The sequence below is a fragment of the Mesonia phycicola genome (assembly GCF_900141885.1).
Classification (GTDB): Bacteria; Bacteroidota; Bacteroidia; order Flavobacteriales; family Flavobacteriaceae; genus Mesonia; species Mesonia phycicola.
On the sequence record NZ_FQYY01000004.1, the window covers coordinates 344789 to 366650 of the forward strand.

23 protein-coding genes are annotated in these 21862 nt (G+C 30.5%); 8 read left to right on the forward strand and 15 right to left on the reverse strand.

Features of this window, described 5'->3' with window-relative positions:
• Together BUC03_RS07805 and BUC03_RS07810 are read left to right on the forward strand one after the other, a co-directional pair.
• Positions 1–279, forward strand: coding sequence for a DUF2752 domain-containing protein (locus BUC03_RS07805; RefSeq protein ID WP_073149992.1), 279 nt, complete (start codon positions 1–3; stop codon positions 277–279).
• A gap of 40 nt (positions 280–319) precedes the next feature.
• Positions 320–664, forward strand: a complete 345-nt coding sequence (locus BUC03_RS07810) for a CCC motif membrane protein (RefSeq protein WP_073149995.1) — start codon at positions 320–322, stop codon at positions 662–664.
• A gap of 350 nt (positions 665–1014) precedes the next feature.
• Here BUC03_RS07810 and BUC03_RS07815 read toward each other — a convergent pair whose 3' ends face one another.
• Both BUC03_RS07815 and rocD read right to left on the reverse strand, forming a co-directional pair.
• On the reverse strand, positions 1015–1896 hold the full coding sequence (locus tag BUC03_RS07815) for a T9SS type A sorting domain-containing protein (RefSeq protein WP_084112857.1): 882 nt from the start codon (positions 1894–1896) through the stop codon (positions 1015–1017).
• 333 nt (positions 1897–2229) lie between these two features.
• A complete protein-coding gene (gene rocD / locus BUC03_RS07820) occupies positions 2230–3480 on the reverse strand; it encodes an ornithine--oxo-acid transaminase (RefSeq protein ID WP_073150000.1) in 1251 nt (416 codons plus the stop codon).
• A gap of 145 nt (positions 3481–3625) precedes the next feature.
• On the opposite strand from rocD, the gene rlmD reads away from it, so the two are divergent.
• From rlmD to BUC03_RS07835, 3 genes are read left to right on the forward strand one after another with little or no spacing between them, the layout of a single operon-like run.
• A complete protein-coding gene (gene rlmD, locus BUC03_RS07825; RefSeq protein ID WP_073150097.1) occupies positions 3626–5041 on the forward strand; it encodes a 23S rRNA (uracil(1939)-C(5))-methyltransferase RlmD in 1416 nt (471 codons plus the stop codon).
• Complete coding sequence (locus BUC03_RS07830; protein ID WP_073150003.1) at positions 5038–5550, forward strand: DUF6452 family protein; 513 nt, start codon at positions 5038–5040, stop codon at positions 5548–5550. Before rlmD ends, BUC03_RS07830 begins: the two co-directional genes overlap by 4 nt.
• Positions 5516–6250, forward strand: a complete 735-nt coding sequence (locus BUC03_RS07835; RefSeq protein ID WP_073150006.1) for a DUF6048 family protein — start codon at positions 5516–5518, stop codon at positions 6248–6250. Before BUC03_RS07830 ends, BUC03_RS07835 begins: the two co-directional genes overlap by 35 nt.
• On the opposite strand, the gene BUC03_RS07840 is transcribed toward BUC03_RS07835, so the two are convergent.
• A complete protein-coding gene (locus tag BUC03_RS07840) occupies positions 6251–7414 on the reverse strand; it encodes a THUMP domain-containing class I SAM-dependent RNA methyltransferase (RefSeq protein ID WP_073150009.1) in 1164 nt (387 codons plus the stop codon).
• A gap of 198 nt (positions 7415–7612) precedes the next feature.
• Here BUC03_RS07840 and BUC03_RS07845 point away from each other — a divergent pair, with 198 nt between their 5' ends.
• Positions 7613–8278 (forward strand): ZIP family metal transporter, encoded by a 666-nt coding sequence (locus tag BUC03_RS07845; RefSeq protein ID WP_073150012.1) that lies wholly within the window; start codon positions 7613–7615, stop codon positions 8276–8278.
• A 4-nt stretch (positions 8279–8282) separates the two neighbouring features.
• The gene (locus BUC03_RS07850) at positions 8283–8711 is read left to right on the forward strand and encodes a DUF4268 domain-containing protein (RefSeq protein WP_073150015.1); all 429 of its coding nucleotides are present in this window, start codon (positions 8283–8285) and stop codon (positions 8709–8711) included.
• Here BUC03_RS07850 and BUC03_RS07855 read toward each other — a convergent pair whose 3' ends face one another.
• Positions 8712–10670 carry an endonuclease gene (locus BUC03_RS07855; protein ID WP_073150018.1) on the reverse strand — a complete coding sequence of 653 codons (1959 nt, stop codon included), beginning with the start codon at positions 10668–10670 and terminating at the stop codon, positions 8712–8714.
• A gap of 60 nt (positions 10671–10730) precedes the next feature.
• Positions 10731–11699, reverse strand: coding sequence for a lipid A-modifier LpxR family protein (locus tag BUC03_RS07860; protein WP_084112859.1), 969 nt, complete (start codon positions 11697–11699; stop codon positions 10731–10733).
• Positions 11700–11857: 158 nt separating this feature from the next.
• On the opposite strand from BUC03_RS07860, the gene BUC03_RS07865 reads away from it, so the two are divergent.
• Positions 11858–12496 carry an NAD(P)H-dependent oxidoreductase gene (locus BUC03_RS07865; RefSeq protein ID WP_073150024.1) on the forward strand — a complete coding sequence of 213 codons (639 nt, stop codon included), beginning with the start codon at positions 11858–11860 and terminating at the stop codon, positions 12494–12496.
• A gap of 120 nt (positions 12497–12616) precedes the next feature.
• Here BUC03_RS07865 and ribB read toward each other — a convergent pair whose 3' ends face one another.
• The 10 genes from ribB to BUC03_RS07915 all read right to left on the reverse strand — a co-directional run bounded on the left by ribB (position 12617) and on the right by BUC03_RS07915 (position 21788).
• Positions 12617–13768, reverse strand: a complete 1152-nt coding sequence (gene ribB, locus BUC03_RS07870) for a 3,4-dihydroxy-2-butanone-4-phosphate synthase (RefSeq protein WP_073150027.1) — start codon at positions 13766–13768, stop codon at positions 12617–12619.
• Positions 13769–13806: 38 nt separating this feature from the next.
• Entirely contained in the window at positions 13807–15303 is a 1497-nt protein-coding gene (locus BUC03_RS07875; RefSeq protein ID WP_073150030.1) for an LptF/LptG family permease, read from the reverse strand.
• Positions 15304–15307: 4 nt separating this feature from the next.
• Positions 15308–15949: an outer membrane lipoprotein periplasmic chaperone LolA1 gene (locus tag BUC03_RS07880; protein WP_073150033.1), complete on the reverse strand. Its 642-nt coding sequence runs from the start codon at positions 15947–15949 to the stop codon at positions 15308–15310.
• Positions 15950–15958: 9 nt separating this feature from the next.
• Positions 15959–18394, reverse strand: a complete 2436-nt coding sequence (locus BUC03_RS07885) for an FtsK/SpoIIIE family DNA translocase (protein ID WP_073150035.1) — start codon at positions 18392–18394, stop codon at positions 15959–15961.
• A 115-nt stretch (positions 18395–18509) separates the two neighbouring features.
• Positions 18510–19508, reverse strand: a complete 999-nt coding sequence (locus BUC03_RS07890; protein WP_073150038.1) for an alpha/beta fold hydrolase — start codon at positions 19506–19508, stop codon at positions 18510–18512.
• A 27-nt stretch (positions 19509–19535) separates the two neighbouring features.
• Positions 19536–19898, reverse strand: coding sequence for a diacylglycerol kinase (locus BUC03_RS07895; RefSeq protein ID WP_073150041.1), 363 nt, complete (start codon positions 19896–19898; stop codon positions 19536–19538).
• A 2-nt stretch (positions 19899–19900) separates the two neighbouring features.
• Positions 19901–20401: a thiol peroxidase gene (gene tpx / locus BUC03_RS07900; RefSeq protein WP_073150044.1), complete on the reverse strand. Its 501-nt coding sequence runs from the start codon at positions 20399–20401 to the stop codon at positions 19901–19903.
• 115 nt (positions 20402–20516) lie between these two features.
• Positions 20517–20765: a DUF6952 family protein gene (locus BUC03_RS07905; RefSeq protein ID WP_073150047.1), complete on the reverse strand. Its 249-nt coding sequence runs from the start codon at positions 20763–20765 to the stop codon at positions 20517–20519.
• Positions 20746–21060, reverse strand: a complete 315-nt coding sequence (locus BUC03_RS07910) for a thioredoxin family protein (RefSeq protein WP_073150100.1) — start codon at positions 21058–21060, stop codon at positions 20746–20748. The genes BUC03_RS07905 and BUC03_RS07910 overlap by 20 nt, the downstream gene beginning before the upstream one ends.
• Positions 21061–21149: 89 nt before the next feature.
• Positions 21150–21788, reverse strand: a complete 639-nt coding sequence (locus BUC03_RS07915; protein ID WP_073150050.1) for a peroxiredoxin — start codon at positions 21786–21788, stop codon at positions 21150–21152.
• Positions 21789–21862 lie beyond the last annotated feature (74 nt).

A 21862-nucleotide genomic window follows, 5' to 3' on the forward strand; every position in this document is an offset into this window, starting at 1 on the left:
ATGGAAAAATATATGCTCCCTTGCCTGAATAAAAAACTTTTTGGTTTTGAATGTCCAGGTTGCGGAGGACAAAGAGCTTTGGTAATGCTTCTTAAAGGAGACTTTACCGAAGCTTTTTTTATGTACCCTGCTATATACCCTTTAGCTATTTTAGTTATATGTGTTGGAGTAAACTTGGTTTACCCCTATAAACTTTACTCAAAAACAGCTTCTACTCTAACTATCATAAGTATCACTACTATAGTAATCAGTTATATTTTTAAACAATTCATTGCATAAGTTTTTTATATTTGAAAAAACTAACTAAATCTAATATTTTATGGAACAACAAAAATTACCTAATACAACAGTTTCTTTAATCTTATCTATTGTGGCATTCTTAGGATGTTGTTGTTTTGGTATTGGTGGAGTAATTCCCTCTGGTATTGCTTTATACTTATCTAACAGTGATAAGAAAAAGTATGAAGAAAATCCAGAGTTATATAGTAATTACAAACAATCTAACACTGCCAGAACAGTTGCTATTGTTGCATTAATACTATCTGCTCTATTTCTTCTATACGTTATTATTAGTTTTGTATTTTTTGGAGGTGCTGAATCTTATGACATCTTTATGGAATCGTTTCAAAGAGAAATGGAAAGACAACAAAGTTTACAACATTAAAACCATAAAAAAATCCCGATGCAAAACATCGGGATTTTTTATATTGTTTATTTAAAATATCTGCTTAAAACTTATCTTTAAAAGTTTCTATAGTTATTCATAATAATACAAACACAGTCTAACAATTGTTGTTATGTAATCACTAATAGTGGTGTAAAACTAATCATGTTACCGTGAGTGGGTTTTCTAAAAAACCATTATCTTTTAAAATAACAAAAAATCCCAAGCAGTAAAGCTATCTTCTGCATCATTGATGATAATTACATTCATTAACCTTTCCCACTTATTCTATTCTATCAACTATTTTAAATGTTTTGATGTATTTATTTAATTCCCCTTAAATAAACATTCTATTGTTTAATGATTTTTTGCACTGAAGTTTCCTCTTGATTATTCATCTTAACAAAGTAAATACCATTTGCTAATTCAGTTATATCATAGTAATCATTAGCAAGAAATTTCTTTACTATTTTTCCCTTTACATTATAAACAATAATTTCATCAAGAGTTGTTAAATCATTTATCGCATTATTCGCAATTTGAAACCCTCTTGAAGTAGGATTAGGATAAAGATAAAACTTAGATTTTATAGCCGTTGTGTAGGATAATGTACAATTCTCTGAAAAATTTGAAGTAACACCACTATCATTAACCGTCCAACTAGTATAAACCCCTTGACTGTTAGTTGCTTCGTTAGCATCATTTACTTTAATACAAATTTCACGATTAAAAACTGGTGAGTCAGATACATTAATAGCTAAGTTATCTACATCAATACCATTTAGTTGTTTTAAGTCTAAAATTTGTAAGCCCCAATGCTCACTAGATTCAAAAATTCTAAGATTGGGGTTATTATTTAGTATTATTTCTTCTATTGCCATAACCCCTAAATCATCACCACCACCATTTAGATAAACTTCTTCAATATTTATATTATTACTTAAATCTAAAATATTCATCTGTAAGCCCGCCGAGTTAGCGTCTAAAATTTCTAGACTAGTAAAATCTTCTATCCCTGTTAAGTCTGTAACACTTAAGGTATAATTAGTTAAATATATACCTGTTATAGAGGAAATGTCACTAGTTGACACTTGACCGTTTACAGTACCATCTGAGTCTATAGAAGAGTCGATAAGATAGTTTTCAAAATTTTGATCTGGAATATAGGTAGTTTGAGAAAGGGCTACACCTCCTATAAATAATACAAATAGGTTTATTAATTTTTTCATCATTTATTTTTTATTGGATTACTAAATTTTTACTTTCAATAGGGTTACCATCACATACTAAAGTAACCACATAAGTCCCTGAATTACAAATAGAAATATCAATTTGAAGATCCCTTAAAGTATTGCCAATAATATAATGATAACCGTTATACTTTTAACTCATAATAGTTTGTTTTTCAGACATCTGAAATTAAACAAAAAAAATAGATGTAGCAGCTTTAATAAAAAAAAAATAAAAATTTTTTTATAATACAGACTTATAAATTTGTGTAAACAAAAAAATCCCGATGCAAAACATCGGGATTTTTTATATTTCTACCTCAATAGTAACAAACTCTAGAACTTATCTTCAAAAGTTTCTATAGTTTTTGTAATAATAGAAACACAATCTAACAATTGTTCTTCTGTGATTACTAATGGCGGTGTAAACCTAATAATGTTACCGTGAGTTGGTTTTGCTAACAAACCATTCTCTTTTAAAGCCATACAAATATCCCAAGCAGTAGAGCTATCTTCTGTATCATTAATAATAATTGCATTCATTAATCCTTTACCTCTTACTCTATCTACTACTTTAGAGGTTTTGATGTATTTATTTAACTCTGCTCTAAATAATTCTCCTAATTTCTCAGAGTTTTCTGCAAGTTTTTCATCACGTACCACTTCTAAAGAAGCAATAGCAACAGCTGCAGCAACAGGATTACCACCATAAGTAGAACCGTGTTGCCCTGGTTTAATCACATTCATCACTTCATTACTAGCTAAAACTGCAGAAACCGGATAAACACCTCCAGAAATTGCTTTCCCTAAAGTTACCATATCTGGCTTAACACCTTCGTGATCTACCGCTAAAATTTTACCCGTTCTAGCAATACCACTCTGTATTTCATCTGCAATAAAAAGTACATTATGCTGCTCACATAATTCTTTTGCTTTCTTCAAGTAACCATCAGAAGGCACATAAACTCCAGCTTCTCCTTGTATAGGTTCTACCAAGAATCCTGCTATATTTTTATTTTCTTTTAATGCTTTCTCTAAAGCTTCTGTATTATCATAAGGTATTTTGATAAATCCTGGAGTATAAGGTCCAAAATCTTTACGAGCATCTTCATCGTTACTAAAAGAGATAATTGTTGTAGTTCTTCCGTGGAAATTATTTTCACATACAATTATTTCTGCTTCTTGTTCTTTAATCCCTTTTACTTCATAAGCCCATTTTCTACAGATTTTAATAGCAGTTTCTACAGCTTCTGCACCTGTATTCATTGGTAATAACTTATCAAAACCAAAAAACTCACAAGCAAATTTTTCAAACTTACCTAGCATATCGTTATAAAATGCACGTGAAGTAAGTGATAACGTCTCTGCTTGCTTCTTCATTGCATCTACAATTTTAGGATGACAATGACCTTGATTTACAGCAGAATAAGCTGCTAAAAAATCATAATATTTCTTCCCTTCTACATCCCACATAAATACACCTTCACCTCTACTCAATACAGCAGGTAATGGGTGGTAATTGTGCGCTCCGTATTTATTTTCTAATTTAATTGCTTCTTCTGATGAAGAAATTTCTACAACTGACATTCTTTTTTTCGTTTTCTATTTCACTTATTTCGATTCCTACTTGTATAGGGAGAGAAATCATCCCAAAAATGCTTCTTGGCAAAATAAGAAATCTTTATTGAAATCTAAACTCTACAGCTTAATAAATCTTATTACTTTTGCAGCTATGGCAAGAAGAAATAACAGAAAGAAAGTTTTTAACGCTTTAGAAGTGATAGACGCAGGTGCAAAAGGCAAAGCTGTAGCAAAGGCACCAGATGGGAAAGTTGTTTTTATAGACAATGCAGTACCAGGAGATGTAGCAGATATACAAACTTACAAGAAAAGAAAAGCTTACTACCAAGGGAAAGCGGTAGAATTTATTAAGTACTCTGATAAGAGAACAGAACCAGAATGCCAACATTTTGGTACTTGTGGTGGTTGTAAATGGCAAAATATGGATTATAAATACCAGCTTTTTTACAAACAGCAAGAAGTAGAAAATAATCTAAAACGCCTTGGTAAAATTGAATTACCAGAGGTTACCCCTATTTCTGGAAGTGAAAAAATTTATTTTTATAGAAATAAAATGGAATTTTCTTTTAGTGATAGCAAATGGCTTACCCTAGATGAAATAAATAGCGGTGTAGAGATAGAAGATAGAAATGCTTTAGGTTTTCATATACCAGGTATGTGGGATAAAATATTAAATATTGAAAAATGCCACCTACAAGCAGACCCTAGTAATGCTATTAGAACAGAAGTAAGAGATTTTGCTACAAAAAATAACATTCCGTTTTTTAATGCTAGAAAACAAGAAGGTTTACTTAGAACTTTAATGATTAGAACTTCTTCTACAGGAGAAATTATGGTTTTAGTTCAGTTTTACTACGATGATAAAGCAAATAGAGAGTTGTTATTAAATTTTATGGCAGATCGTTTTCCTGAAATTACTTCTCTACAATATGTGGTAAATGAAAAAGGAAATGATACTATTTACGATCAAGAAGTAGTTTGTTTTAAAGGAAGAGATCACATTTTTGAAGAAATGGAAGGTCTTAAATTTAAAATTAATGCCAAGTCATTTTACCAAACCAACTCTGAGCAAGCATATGAGTTATATAAAATCACTAGAGATTTTGCAGATTTAAGTGAAGATGATTTAGTATATGATTTATATACAGGAACAGGAACAATTGCGCAATTTGTTGCTAAAAAAGCAAAAAAAGTAATTGGTGTAGAAGCTGTACCAGAAGCAATTGAAGATGCTAAGAAAAATGCACAATTTAATAACATAGACAACGTTGAGTTTTATGTTGGAGATATGAAAAAGGTATTCACTCAAGACTTTATTAATACCCACGGCCAACCAGATGTGATTATTACAGACCCTCCTAGAGATGGTATGCATAAAGATGTAGTAGCACAAATTGTAAGCATTTTACCTAAAAAAATTGTTTATGTAAGTTGTAATTCTGCTACTCAAGCAAGAGATTTAGCATTGTTAGATGAACACTACAAGGTAACTAAAATTCAGCCTGTAGATATGTTCCCACAAACACATCACGTAGAAAATGTAGTTAGGTTAGAATTAAGATCATGAAAAAATACACGCTGTTTACTATCATAATTGCGTTACTATTTACAAGTAGCTGTCAAAAAGATGATATTTGCCCAGAGGCTACACAAACAACTCCAAAATTAGTAATAGAGTTTTTTGATATTGAAAACCCTGAGCTATCTAAATCTGTATCTAATTTAAACGTTATTGCAGAAGGGCAAACAGACTATTATTTTGAAACTACAGAAGATTTATCTACCATCACCATACCGTTAAATACGGCTCAAGATTTTACAAATTATACGTTTGTAAGAAACTATGATGTAGATGAAGACAGCCCTTTGGTAACCAATGAAGATCAAATTCAATTTAGTTATGCAGTAAACTTAGAGTACGTAAATAGAGCTTGTAGTTATAAAGCCGAATTTTTAAACTTTAATGCTGTATTAATTATAGAAACAGATGAAGTAAATTGGATTAAAGCCATTGAGGTATTACAACCTAACGAAATTTTAGATGAAGAAGATACACATTTATATATTTACCATTAGTTGTCTTTTTGTGCTAGCTAACAATAATAGCTACGCACAAGAAGATACTAAAGAAATAGATACTATTATTCCCTACAAAGATAAATTTGGTATTAGAATTGGGGCAGATTTAGCTAAAACTGCAAAAACATTTCTAGAGAATGATTACCAAGCCTTTGAAATTATGGGCGATTATAGAATCTACAAAAATTATTACTTAGCTGCAGAAATTGGAAACGAAGATTACTCTTACACAGAACCTTTTTTAGAAGCAACTACCCAAGGTAGCTATATTAAAATAGGAGGTAATTACAACTTTTATGACAATTGGTTAGATATGCAAAATGAATTGTACGTTGGTTTTAGGTACGGTTTTGCTACATTTAATCATACATTAGAACAATATCAAGTTTACACCTCTGATAGTTATTTTGAAGATGATATTAGAGTGATAAACAAAGAATATAACGGTCTAACTAAAAGTTGGATAGAATTTCAATTAGGTATTAAAACAGAAATCTTAAACAATTTATTTTTAAGCGCTCACGTACAATTAAAAACCTCTTTTGGAGACAACTCTTTAAATGGTTTTGAAAACCTGTATATACCAGGCTTTCACCGTACCTACCAAGATACTTCTATTGGTGTAGGTTTTGGGTATGGAGTATCATACCTCATCCCTATCTCTAAAAAAGACAGGGTACAAAAAGTTGCAAACTAATTAGTTATTTATTTTGTGAACCTTTTTGGTTCCTTCATAAATTTCATACTTTAATAACCTAGACTCTAATTTACCGTTGTAAAGCTTTATTTTTCTAGATGGCCTTAATCCTACATTTTTTATAGCTTCTAAATTAGAAACAATAAACCAAGATTGCGTACCAGGGTAACTTTGCTTCAAAGTATCTCCTATATTTTTATAAAATTCTTCTAGATTTAATAATTCTAAACGTTCTCCATACGGCGGATTAAATACCATATGTAGATGTTTATCTGTAAATTTTTCTGTAGTAAAAAAATCATTTTGCTCTATAGTTACAAACTCATCTAGGTTTGCATTTTCTATATTTGCCTTTGCTTTTGCTACCGCACTAGGTGCTTTATCGTATCCTATAATTTTATGCTCAAATCCTCTTATTTTATTAAGAGCTGATTCTTCAATTTTTTCATATAAATCAACATCCCAATCTTTCCATTTTTCAAAACCAAATTCTTTTTTATTTAAATTTGGCGGGATATTGCAAGCTATCATTGCTGCTTCAGCTAAAATAGTACCACTACCACACATAGGGTCTAAAAAATCTGACCTACCATCCCAACCAGACATTAATAACATTCCTGCAGCCAATACCTCATTAATAGGAGCTATGTTAGTGGCGGTTTTATAACCTCTTTTATGTAAAGATTGCCCAGAGCTGTCTAAAGAAACGGTACAGTTTAAATCTTCAATATGAATATTAATTCTTAAATGAGGAAATTGCAAATCTACATCTGGCCTTCTTCCTGTTTTATCTCTAAAGTAATCTACAATTGCATCTTTACTTTTTAAAGAGATAAACTTACTGTGTGTAAATTTTTGTGAGTGTACTGTAGCATCTATTGCTAGAGTATCTGCTGCATTCATATATTGATCCCATTCAATGCTATAAATCTTTTTATAAAGATCTTCTTCATTATATGCTTTAAAAGATTTTATAGGTTTTAAAATTTTTATTGCAGTTCTTAAACAAAGGTTAGCTTTATACATAAACCCTTTATCTCCCTTAAAACTTACATTTCTAACACCTTTCTTGACATCCATAGCGCCAAGATCTTTTAATTCTTTTTCTAATAATGGCTCAAAACCGAATAAGGTCTTGGCAATCATTTGATAATTATTTCCCATAATAGAAGTTCTCTTAGCCGCAAAAATACGTTAATTTTGCCGGCAATAACAATGGTTCAAACAAATTGGTAATTAGATTTAATAATCTGAAAGATTTTTAATTTATTTCGACCAAAGCCAAAATTTGGATTAATAGCTTATTAATAAATGTTGTAAAATAAGTTTACAACTGTAATGTTTTAATTTTTAAACACTTAAATGAATTTAATTTTACCTGTAATTGCTGTAATAGTAGGTTTTATTATTGCTTATTTTATTAAAGCAAGTAGTACAGCCATTAAGCTTATTCTATCTTTTAGCGGTGCTTTTTTACTTTCTATCACTATTTTTGAATTTTTACCAGAGGTTTACCAAAATTATGACGAGAGTGTAGGCTTTTTGATTATGGGAGGTATATTGCTACAAATATTTTTAGAATTTTTATCTAAAGGTGCTGAGCACGGACATTTACACCACAATGCAGAACGTACCCAATTTCCGTTAACACTTTTTATAAGCCTCTGTATTCACGCATTACTAGAAGGCTCACCTATACATAATAATGAGCATTTATTAATAGGGGTGGTTATTCATAAAATACCTATTGCTATTATTATTTCTTCTTTTTTAATAAATTCTAAATTAAGTAAACTAAAAATTGCTGTTTTTTTGTTATTATTTGCATTAATGACCCCGCTTGGTAGCTTTTTACAAGAAAATTTTGATTTTCTTCAGAAAATTGAAAAGTATATTAGCGCATTGGTTATTGGTATATTTTTACACGTTTCTACCACTATTTTATTTGAATCATCTAAAAATCATCAATTTAATCTATCTAAAATGGCAGTTATTATATTTGGTATTTTTATAGCTTATCTACTTTAAAATTATGTTTAGCAGAGAAGAATCTAAAAAATTGCGCCAAGAGTTTTGGACAGCATTTGGGCAGCAAAGTTCAAGAAAATGGATATTGTATAACACCAAGATTAAAGAAGTTAATTTAAAATTTCATTTTGATAATAAAATAGCTTCTTTAGGTTTTATAATAGATACAGAAGATGAAATTTTAAAGCCTTTTTACTTTGAAAAGTTTTTAAGCCTTAAAACACTAATGTTAGAAGAAATAAGTAACGATCTTGTTTTTGAAGAGCATTATGAAACAGACTCTGGTAAAATTGTGGCTTATATTCACTTAAAAATAGATCAGGTAAGCATTCACAATAAAAAAACCTGGCAAGAAGTATTTGAGTATTTTAATACTTACATGCCCAGGTTTGAAAATTTCTTTTTAGACTATAAAGAAGTTATAGAAAGCTAATTATTTGATAATTATTTTCTGTACTTTTTCTGAATTTTCTGTCACTACTTTCATTAAATATACGCCACTTTCTAGCTCTAAGTCTAATTTAGCAGCATTTATTGCTTGCTTTGTGTATACTTTATTACCTAAAATAGAAAATACTTCTACAGTAAAACTTCCCGTAACCCCAATTATATTAACCTCTCCTGAAGTTGGATTAGGATAGATTTTTATTGCTGAAACATCTTCTTGATTTACTGCTAAACTTTGTTGCCAAACATCTCCCACTTTATCTCCCCAAATGTAATCTACTAAATCTGGTTGATCTATAAACGGGTTTCTATTGTATTGCCAGTTGTAAACTACGTTATTTCTATTCATTTCATAATCGTCAGGTAAATCGTTTTTATGCCATTGTAACAAAGTGGTTAAATCTCCAAACTCTCCTACAATACCTTCAGGAAAACCATTTACTACACTCAAATCGTTGTATCTAACCGCCATATAAAAAATACTTCTAGCTACATCTCCTTTAAAACTTCCTTGTGTATTAGTTGGACCTGTGTACTCTCCCACCCCATAAAACTGATTGTTTCTAGAGCTATTTTCTGGACCGTCTACTGCTCTCAATGCATGTGCATCTGAGTTACCGTGCCTTAAAGAGTCTGCTGTAGTATTCCAATATACATCTACTCCATCTGCAATTTCATCTAAATCTATACTCTCAAAACCACCTCTTGATCTTGGGTAAACGTGTTCTCTGTTCCAAGTTCCTGTATTGTCTGACGTTGTTTGAAAATCTATTTTTGCTCTGGCTTGCTCTGTATAAACTAACCAAACTTGATTACTATTTTCTGGGTTTTGATCTGCTTCTTTTAAAATATCAATTATATCTGCATAAGTCTGTGCTCTTACCACTCCTTCTTCTGCAATAATATCTTGTAAAGCATCTCTTAAAGCTTGACCGGCAAGACCATTTAAACTATTATAATAACCACTAGGTTGGGTGCTTTGCACTAGATTGTATGTTGGGTTTACTGGTGTACCCCAAGAAGCTACTGTATAATCATTATCTATTACCCTAACTTCTAAATTATCTGTTAGTTCTGCATATTCATTAGGGAGTGAGTTCATACTAATTATCAAAACCTCATCTCCTTCATCATCTGCATCATCTACCAAATTGATGGTGGTAGAAGCTGAATTTTGACCTTGAAGAATAGTTACTGAAGTATTACCTGTAAAATCTGAAGAATTAAACCCGCCATTTGCCAAAGTAAAATTGATGGTTAAATCGTTATTTACCGTAGTTTCTGTAGTAAAATTAATTACAAAACTATCTCCCTCATCATACTGGTTTGCAGATACAGAAACTGTTACTCCGTTTAAAATAACACCGCTTCCATCGTTTAACTGTCTAGGTGTTGGTGTAGATACAAAGTAAGTACCATCATTTGCTCTTTGTATAGACTCATAATCTTTATTATTATTTAAATCTTCATTAATTTGAGTAGTAACTCCCAATAAGCTCATTAAACCAGTATCATCACTATCATTTGTATCATAGACTAAAGCATCTATTAAATTGGTAGTAGTTGCTAAAGTTCCATCAGGAAAATCTGACATTGTTGCTTGATAAACTGCAACAGCATCTGCCCCATTTTGAATAATATTTGAAGAAATTAAATATTGTGGAATTGGAGAAACAGTAGTACTACCTATTAAAAGCAAACCATTAACATCTGTAGTGTAGCCAGATAAATCTAAAGTATAATAACTACTATCTGCACCACTAGAAGAACCATTAAAAAACACTAAAACATAACCATTTAAACTAGTAAAGGGATTGTCTGTTTTAAGCTCTACAAACTCTTTATCGTCTATACTTTCGCTGTCTGCATCTAATTCATTAATTACTACTTGCGCATTTACAGATAAAACAACGCTAAGTAGTAGTAGAGTAAAAATTTTCTTCATTAACTTTTTTTTAGTGTACAAAGTTAATGAACAATTTATACACCCAACATTAAGTAACGATTAAAATTTATAATCAAGATTTATAGACACATAGCTATGTGTTTTTATACTATCTATCTCTCCACTATTAAAATGGTAAAGTACCCCTAAATTAAATCTTTGGTAAGCTGCAAAACCTCCAAAATTTGCATGAATAGTGGTATGGTCTATATGATCTAAGGTTCTAGTATCATTACTATTACTAAAAATATTTCCCTGTAAGGTGGCATCATTAGCTATTGCTTTAAATCCTAAAGATGCTTGGATGTAATACTCAATATCTTTTTTAGATTGAAATAATGAATTATTGAGAGAAGTAGTTTTAGTAATTTCATTAAACTCCCCTATTCTTACATATAGTTTTGGAAAAACGTAAGATCTTACATTACCTAATGATGCTTCTACACTTCCAAAAAAATCATACCAACCGTTTCTATGAATACTACGGAAGTAATCCATTTTTAAATTCACCCCCAATTGATTAGGTATTTGGTCTTCCCAACCTTGTAAAACAGTATCTCCAGACACTTTGCTATGAAACCAATCTTGTATAGCTCCTCCTTGAGAAATTTCTCCTAACACCCCAATATCTGTTTTAAATACTATAAAAGATTGATCAAAAATATATTGAGTGGCTAAAGTTGCATATGTCCAACCAGCAAAAGGTCTCTCTCCTGTTGGTATTCCTGTATCAAAATCATAATTAGGTGTATATGCTTCCATATGTATAGAAACATCGTGTAAAAAGGCTTTTTTAGTACTAAAAATCTTAGAAACAAAATTCTCTTCTTCTGGTATAAAACGATAAGCAGCATTTACTCCAAAAGTATAAGATCTGTCTTTGTTAGTTAAAACCGCAAAAAAATCATTATCGGTACCAAAATTTAATTGGTGTTGATAATGTTGCTCTCTACTTTCTATCTCTTGAGAAAAACTAACTTTAGTAAACATTAAAATTGGAATAAGTAGATAAAATAGATAGTGTTTCATAGTTTATTAAAGTTTCATGCAAGTTGCAAGAATAAGAGTTCACAACAATGGGCTTTAAAGAACTTTTAGCAAAACAATTTAAAAATAATTAGTTTTTCACAGCTGTAATTATAACTTTAAGCTTAGTATATTTACCCAAAAACTTTAGACTTTTATTTATGAGTGCAATCAAATCTTTACAATGGCGTTACGCAACTAAAAAATTTGATAATTCTAAAATAGTCTCTAAAGAGAAAATAGATATTTTAAAGCAAAGTTTTAATCTTACTCCTACCTCTTACGGTCTTCAACCTTTAAAATTAGTTGTTGTACAAAATCAAGAATTACAAGATAAATTATTAGAGCATAGCTTTCAACAAAAACAAGTGGTTACCGCATCTCATCTGCTAGTAATTTGTATTGAAACTGAAATAGATTCAGATTTTATTAATCATCATTTTAATTTGGTTAAACAAATTAGAAATACACCTGATGAAATTTTAAACCCGTTTAAAAACTTTTTATTGAAAGATTTTGAAAACAAATCTTCTTTAGAAATTGAACAATGGGCTACAAAACAAGCTTACTTAGCTTTAGGTAATTTACTTACAATTTGTGCAAACGAAGAAATTGACGCTTGCCCAATGGAAGGATTTAATCCTGAAAAATATGATGAAATACTTGAGCTTAAAGAAAAAAAATTAAAGTCTGTTTTATTACTACCTATTGGTTATCGTGCCAAAGATGACTTTTTTGCCGATTTAGAGAAAGTAAGACGTCCTTTAAAAGAAACTATTATAGATATTACCAATCTATAACATTAAAGTAGTGGCTATTAAAAATAAAAACAGCCTCTGTAAAGAAGCTGCTTTTTTAAAGTTTTACATTACCTAAAACTAGATAAGTGTAATATTTTATTATTCTGATTTAATTAGAGATTAATACTCTACGTATTCTGTAATCTCTAAGCCATAACCTATCATCCCTACTCTCTTTTTTTGTTGTGAGTTAGAAAGTAGTTTTATTTTATGAATACCTAAATCGTGAAGTATTTGTGCACCAATACCAAAATCTTTATTATCCATTACTACACGTGGTGCTTTCATCTCTCCGTTTTCTTGGTTTTCTTTTAATCCTTTTAATCGATTTAAAAGATTTAAGCTAGAAACTTCTTGATTAATAAATACGACTGCTCCGTTTTCAGCTTTATTTAAAGCCTTAAACATATCATCTAACTTCTTATCTGCATTATTAGTTAGAGTACCAAGTATATCATCATTAACTAAAGTAGAATTTACTCTTACTAAAACTGGCTCTTCTGTGGTCCAACTACCTTTTGTTAATGCAAAATGTAATTGATCGTTAGTAGTTTGTTTGTAAGCTTTTAGTCTATAAGAACCGAAACGAGTATTAATCTCAAAGTCTTCTTTCTTTTCTATTAAAGAGTCGTGCTGCATTCTATATGCTACTAAATCTTCAATAGAAACTACTTTTAAATCAAATTTTTTAGCTACATCTATTAATTGTGGTAAGCGAGCCATACTCCCGTCTTCATTCATTATTTCTACAATAACACCTGCTGGAGATAAACCTGCTAGTCTAGCAAAGTCTATAGCTGCTTCTGTATGTCCTGTTCTTCTTAAAACACCACCTTCTTTAGCTTTTAAAGGAAAAATATGTCCTGGTCTCCCTAACTCGTATGGTTTTATATTTTGATCTGTTAGTGCTTTTACGGTTTTAGATCTATCTGAAGCTGAAATACCTGTAGTACAACCGTGGCCTTTTAAATCTACAGAAACAGTAAAAGCTGTCTCCATAGCATCTGTATTATTACCTACCATCATATCTAAAGCTAGCTCTTCACAACGAGACTCTGTTAATGGAGCACAAATTAATCCGCGGCCATGAGTAGCCATAAAATTAATCATCTCTGGAGTAACTTTTTCTGCAGCAGCTACAAAATCACCTTCGTTTTCACGGTCTTCATCATCTACTACAATTACTACTTTACCATTCCTAATATCTTCAATTGCTTCAGGAATTGTATTTAGTTGAATTTTATTATCAGTACTTAATATATGTGTTGACATTATGTATTTTATTTAGTACTGCAAAGGTAAACAATCTATTATTTCTGCTTCTTTGTCAGTCCTATTTTTCTAAAGAACTTTTTAGTAGGTTCCGTGATAACATCTGTGTTAATAAAACCTTGATCTGTAGTTGCTCTGTAAGTTAAATATATACTTAATGGAAACATAATAAAGGTAGACAGCCAAGTAGCTACAAAAGGACTTATTGTACCATCTTCTGCACTGTTTTTTGCAAAAATTCCTACAAAGTGATATGTTAGAAATAGTAATATTGCTACTACCATTGGTAAACCAAGACCTCCTTTTCTTATAATAGCTCCTAATGGTGCTCCCACAAAAAACAATATAAAACACGCTACAGCTAATGCATACTTTTCATGTAGTTGTATTTCTGTTTTATTTAATCTTTGTGCTTTACTTTTAAATATACCTTCTTTCCCTTTAATGTTAGAAGCTGTACCTCTTACAGAACCTATTGCTATATTTACAATTTGTTGCTTTTGCCTTAAATCATAAGAATTAAAAAACTCATCTACCGTATGCACATCATAACTTACGGAGTCTTTCTCTTCTACTGAGTTTAGCTTTTGAGTATTTTTTTTAAGCTTTGTAGAGTCTTTTTTTTCTATACCTAGTCTTCTAGCACCACTTCTCATTATAATATTGTTGCTAAAGTTTTTCTTATCTTCATTAAAATCACTAGATAAAGAATCTAACGACTCTCCCAACTCAGGGATATTTAGCATTTTATAAGAATAGTTGTACTTGGTATCATCTAAGTCTACATCATTAAAATTAGATAAGTCTATATTGATATTATATTTATCAAAATAACTTTTTAAGTAAGGCTTCTTTTTTCTTTCTTTATAGTCTTTGGGTTGTAGCTCATCGTAATAATTACCATTATACAAAATAAGAGCTAAGCCTTTATCTCCGCTACTTACTAACTCTCCTGCTTCTGCTTTTATTACCGTAAAATTTCCAATTTTGTTAGGTGTTTTTTTATGAATAATTACATCTTTAAACTTATCACCTTCTTCTCCATATTTTTCTGCAACCTTAATATTTACATCTCCTATTTCATTAAAAGCACCTTCTACAATGGCCATAGAGGGTTTTAACTCTCTAATATTATAACGAAGATTAATAGATTTAAATTCTGCCCACGGAATAACGGTATTTGCAAAAAATAACGCTACTACACTTAAAAAACCTATAAAGAAGATTAGGCTTCTCATAGCTCTTTGTAAGGAGATACCAGAAGATTTCATGGCTGCAAACTCATAATTTTCTGCAAAACCACCAAAAACCATAATAGAAGATACTAAAATGGTTAATGGTAATACTAACGGTATTAAACTTGGAGTTAGGTAAAGTAAGAATTTACCAATAATGGCATAATCTAAATCTTTACCAGCAAGCTCTGATATGTGCAGCCATATACCTTGAAGTACAAAAATAAACATCAAGATAACAAATACTGCCAAAAAGGTTTTTACAAAGCTAGAAAATATGTACTTATCTAAAATCTTCAAATGACTAATCTAAACGATTGATATAATAACCTTGAAATTTATCTTCATTAAACTTAAAAAGATTCTCAGAAAGCGGTTGGTCGGTTTTAAAACTATTTACTTTTATAGTCACCTTTGTGCCATTATCTTGAGTTTGAATAAGGTTATAGATGTGTTTTGTCTGTACATCTATACCAAGTAAAATTTCTTTTACCTCAGCGTGGGTATCTATTGGGGTTAGTTTAATATATTGAATTTTTCTTCCTTTTACATCTTGTTTAATATCCCATTTAAATGTATATCCTTCTTCATAAAAAGTAAGCATTTCAGATGGCGTTATTCCATTTGCATCTTCTGGGTTATAGGTAGAAATATTAATCTCTTCATCTTCTGGAATAATTGTATATATTTTTTTTCCATCAAATAAACGAGTAGTACCCATTAAATTTAATCTATATTTTTCATTTTTTAAAGAAACATCACCTCTTGTTTCTTGTTTAATATTTTCTGCAGTGTTGTTTAGTATGTAAGAAAAATCTATCACAATATTATTGTAAGATTTTACTTTGCTAGATACATCATCTAGTAAGGCTTTTGCTTTTTGTGAATTTTGTGCATTGATTGAAAAAGCAATAAAAAGTGTAAGAATAAATGTTATTTTTTTCATTATTATTTTTTATTCATTATTTAAATGTTGTTCTAAAGCTACAAGATCTGGTACTAAAACTTGTCTTGCTTTACTACCCTCAAAAGGCCCTACAATACCAGCAGCCTCTAACTGATCTATAATTCTACCTGCTCTATTGTAACCTAATTTTAATTTACGTTGCAAAAGAGATGCAGAACCTTGCTGTGCAGTTACAATAACCTCTGCTGCCTGAGTAAAGAGCTTGTCTCGTTCACTAATATCTATATCAAGTCCTGTGCCACTTTCTTCTCCCACATATTCTGGTAAAAGGTGTGCATCTGGATATGCTTTTTGAGAGCCTATATAATCTGTAATTTTTTCTACTTCTGGAGTATCTACAAAGGCACATTGTATACGTACTAAATCATTACCTTGAGTATATAACATATCTCCACGACCAATTAATTGATCTGCACCTCCACTATCTAATATAGTTCTAGAATCTATTTTAGATGTTACTCTAAATGCTATTCTGGCAGGGAAATTGGCTTTTATCATTCCTGTAATTACATTTACAGAAGGTCTTTGTGTGGCAATAATTAAATGTATACCAATAGCACGAGCTAATTGAGCTAAACGAGCAATTGGTGTTTCTACCTCTTTTCCTGCCGTCATAATTAAATCTGCAAACTCATCTACTACTAATACTATATAAGGTAAAAATTTATGGCCATCGTTAGGGTTTAGTTTTCTAGCCTTAAATTTTTCATTATACTCTTTTAAATTTCTTACCATTGCGTCTTTTAAAAGATCGTAACGATTATCCATTTCTATACAAAGAGAGTTTAATGTATTTATTACCTTGGTATTATCTGTAATAATAGCTTCGTCTGTATCTGGCAATTTAGCTAAATAATGACGTTCTATTTTATTAAACAAAGTAAGTTCTACCTTTTTAGGATCTACTAACACAAATTTTACTTCTGCAGGATGCTTTTGATAGAGTAATGAAGTTAATATACAGTTTAAACCTACAGACTTACCTTGCCCTGTTGCCCCTGCCATTAGCAAGTGTGGCATTTTAGCTAAATCTACCACAAAAGTTTCATTCGAAATTGTTTTACCAAATGCAATTGGTAATTCCATTTCTGCATTTTGAAATTTTGGAGAAGCTACTACAGAACGCATAGAAACTATGCTTGAATTTTTATTAGGTACTTCTATACCAATAGTTCCTTTTCCTGGGATTGGTGCAATAATACGAATACCTAATGCTGCTAAAGATAATGCAATATCATCTTCTAAATTTTTAATTTTAGAAATTCTAATACCTGCTTCTGGTACAATCTCATAAAGCGTTACTGTAGGACCTACGGTGGCTTTAATTTGAGCTATTTCTATCTTGTAATTTTTAAGCGTATTTACAATGTTATCTTTATTCTCTTCTAGTTCTGCTTGATCTATAGTAATTGATGAACCTCCCGCATTATAATCTTTTAAAAGATCTATAGTTGGAAATTTATATTTTTTAAGTTCTAATGTAGGATCAAACTCCCCAAAATCTTTTACTAGTTTTTCACTTAATGTATCAACTTCTTCTTCTTCAATAGTTTCTACCTCCATTGCTACATCTTCTTCATTATCAGATTTAATAACAATTTTTTCTCTCTCTTCTGTAGGTTTATCTTCTACTTTAATGGTAGGCTCTTGCTCTATTGGTATGTCTATTGAGTTTTCTTCTTGTTTCTTTTCAAAAGTAATTGCTAGCTCGGCTTCTGTTTTAGTAGTGGCATTTTCTTCAACTGGAGCTGTGTTTGCTACTACAGAAGTATTTTCTTCTTCTATTGTTTGAGATTCTTGCTTCGCTTCATCAAAATCTGCATTTAACTCTTCTTTAGTTTTATGGAAATATTTACCTACTAACTCTGGGGTTATATTTAACCTAGCTACTAGATAAATTATTAATACAAAAAATAAAAAAAGTGCTGTACCTGCTAAACCTAAATAATCTTGTAAAAAATCGTTGGTTTCAAAACCAATCATACCTCCTAAAAGGGCATTATCTGTAGCAAAAAAACCTAAAAAAGTAGAAAACCACAACATTACTAATACTCCCCAAAACCAAAATTTTTGAAGACCTTGCCTATTAAGATTAAAAAATAAATAAACTCCAGATAATATGGTTAGTACTGCTAAACTAAACGAGGCTAAACCAAAACCTTTGTAGATAAAGAAATTACTAATTTCTGCTCCAAATTTACTTAACCAATTATTTGCTTCTACACTTCTATTAGTGAATTGCCCTAATGTACTTTGGTCTTCTTGCCAATTAAACAAAAAAGAGGTAAATGCTATAACTAATGCAATACCAAACAAAATTAAGAAGCTACCTAAAATTACTTTATGTTTTCTAGTAATTTTAAAATCAGGTTTCTTAAATTTTGTAGGTGCCTTCTTTTTAGTTTTAGAGCTTTTTTTTGCCATTAGTCAAGTTATCGCTAGGTGACAAAAATACAAATTCAGTTGAATTAACGAGAACAAAAATTCTGTTTCGTTATTATTTATCACTAAAGCATCTAGTTGTTTGATTACCAAACAACTACTTTGCTAAGTTAGGAATTAGCTTTTCTGCAAAACGGTTAAATGCTTCTATATGTGGCAAGTGCCCCACATTTTCTATTTCTTCTAATTTAGCTTGAGGTATTTTTTTTGCAATTTCTTTTCCTAATTTATTATACAACCCCATAGTAGATTTTACTTCTTCACTCACAAAACCTTTACCTAATGCTGTTCTATCTCTAGTACCTATAATTAAAAGTGTAGGAACTTTAATTTCTGAAAACTCATACACTACCGGTTGTGTAAAAATCATATCATAAGTTAAAGCAGAATTCCAAGCTATAAGATTATAATCTTCATTTTTTGTCCATCCTGCTAAAATATTTACCCATTCATCATAAGCTGGTTTCCATTTACCATCGTAATAATTGGTTTTTTGGTATTTTTTAATTCCTTCGTAACTTTTCTTCTGTTCGCTTTTATACCAATCGTCTACAGACTGGTAAGGCACTTTTAATTTCCAATCTTCTAAACCTATAGGGTTAACTAACACCAATTGTTTTGTATAATCTGGATACATTAAAGTGAATCTTGTAGCTACCATACCTCCCATAGAATGGCCCAAAATAATTGGATTTTCTACGCCAATTTTTATTAATAGATTCTTCGTATTTTCTGCTAATTGCTGAAAGGTATAATGAAAGTATACTGGTTTGGTAGATTTCCCGAAACCTATCTGATCTACTGCAACTACTCTATATTTATTTTTTTTCAATAATTCTATAGTTGTTTCCCAATAAGCAATGTTAAAATTTTTACCGTGAAACAAAACAATGGTTTGTCCGTTCCAATTGGCAGGTTTTTCATCTACGTAAGCCATTTTCAAATCTTGTTGCTGTGCTTCAAAATTGAAAAAACTTACATTATAAGGATATTCATAATTAGAAAGATTTACATCTAGAGTTTTAATTTTATCTTCTTGAGCAATAGATACAATCGAAATAAAGAAAAAAGATAGTGTAAATAAGATTCGTGTCATTTTTTAAGTATTAATATTTTTATTCAGTTAAAATAAATAAGGTATATAGATAATAAGACCTATGATAACTGCGGTAATTGCAGCAAAAAACACTGCCCCTGCAGCCATATCTTTGATAAGTCCTATTTTTTTATGATAGTCTGGATGTATAAAATCTGCTATTTCTTCTATAGCGGTATTTGCTGCTTCTAAGCTTATTACCAAACCAATAGAAAATATTTGAAACATCCATTCTACTGTGGTTATATTTAGATAAAAACCAATAGCTGTCATTAAAATAGCTATTATAATTTGTACCTGAATGGGCGGCTCTGTTTTTATTAAAATTAGAGCTCCCTTAAAAGCATAACCACAAGCTTTTATACGTTTTCCTAGAAAGGAGTTAAGCATTATTATAGAAGTGTTTTTAAAGCTGAAAGATAATTTGGTTCTTCTGCAATTTCTGTTACTTGTTGCGCGTGAAGTACTTTACCTTCTTCATCTAACACAATTACTACTCTAGATAATAGATTTTGAAAAGGACCATTTTCTATTTCTAATCCGTACTTTTTACCAAACTCTAAAGTTTGAAAATCTGATAGCATAATTACTTCTTTCAAATCTTCTGCTTTTACAAATCTTTTTTGTGCAAATGGCAAATCTCTAGAAATACATAAAACTTCTGTATTTTTTAAATCTTTAGCTCGTTTATTAAAATTACGCACAGAAGTAGCGCAAACATTAGTGTCTATACTAGGAAAAATATTAAGAATTAATCTTTTGCCTCTGTAATCTGTAAGATTTACAGTTTCTAAGTTTTGATTAATTAGATTAAAATTTGGTGCTTTTTCTCCTTTTTGTGGTAGTTCACCTATGGTTTTAAAGTCTTCTCCTTTAAAAGTGATATGGGCCATGTTTTTATTTTAAAAGTACAAAGAAACCCTAAATATCTTATTAAAGCTTTCATAAAAAAAAGGGCTACCTATAATGGTAACCCTTTTCCAACCTAATAATTATTGGATAAAATAATTATTTATCTATAGAACCCATCACTTTTTTTACAAAGTTATTGGCTGCGTCTCTTTCTGGTACTCCTTGTTCAACCATATTGTGTACCTCTATAGCTCCACAAATATTAGTGATTAATTCACCTATTACGTCCATATCTGTTTCAGAGCATGAACGATGTTCTGTATAAGATTCTAAAACCTCAACAGCGTGCTCTAACTTTTCTTTATCGTTATTTTTCTGAAAATGTTTAATTACCGGTAACTTCATCTACTATTACTTTTAAAGATTCTAATTTGTTAGTTTGTACTTGGTTTACAAAACTTCCTCCTTTAAAGGTTGCGAAAGTTGGTAAATTATCCACTTTTGCTAATTTTCTTGATTCTGGATATTTTTCTGCATCTACCAAAATGAATTTTACATTTTCATTTTCTGAAGCTAATTTTTTAAACTTAGGCTTCATTAATCGGCAGTTTCCACACCATCCAGCCATATATTGTACTACTACAGTATCATTACCTGATACAATTTCGTTTAAATTATCTTGGTCTAACTCTTGTAACATAGCGTTTGTTTTTTGTTGGTTAAATAATACCGGCAAACTCACATCTGCCGGTAAACTTATTTTCTCTTTGTTATAGCAATTTTAATTTCTTAGTTAGAAGCTAAGTAAGAAGATACACCTTCTCTATCTGCTTTCATTGCAGTTTTACCTTCTTCCCAGTTTGCTGGACATACTTCTCCGTGTTTTTGTACGTGAGAGTAAGCATCAATCATTCTAATAAACTCGCTTACATTTCTACCTAATGGCATGTGGTTTACACCTTCGTGAAAAACAGTACCCTCTTCATCAATTAAATATGTTGCACGAAAAGAAACGTTATCACCATCAATAGTATAAGCTCCTGTTTCTTCATCATATCTCTCGTTAGTAGCATCTAAAATACCTAATCTTGAGCTTAAGTTTCTGTTAGAATCTGCTAAAATTGGGTAAGTAACACCTTCAATACCACCATTATCTTTAGAAGTATTTAACCAAGCAAAGTGAACCTCTGCAGTGTCACAAGAAGCACCAATTACAATTGTGTTTCTTTTTTCAAACTCAGGTAATGCCTCTTGGAAAGCGTGAAGCTCAGTTGGACATACATAAGTAAAATCTTTTGGGTACCAGAAAAGAACAACTTTCTTGTTATTTTTTTTAGCTTCTTCTAAAACGTTAATTTTAAAAGTATCACCCATTTCATTCATTGCGTTTACTTCTAAATCTGGAAATTTTTGACCTACAATAGACATAGTTACTTAATTTTTTAGTTAATGTTGTTTTTTTGTGTACTACAAAAGTAGAGCTTACTTACACTACATAAAAC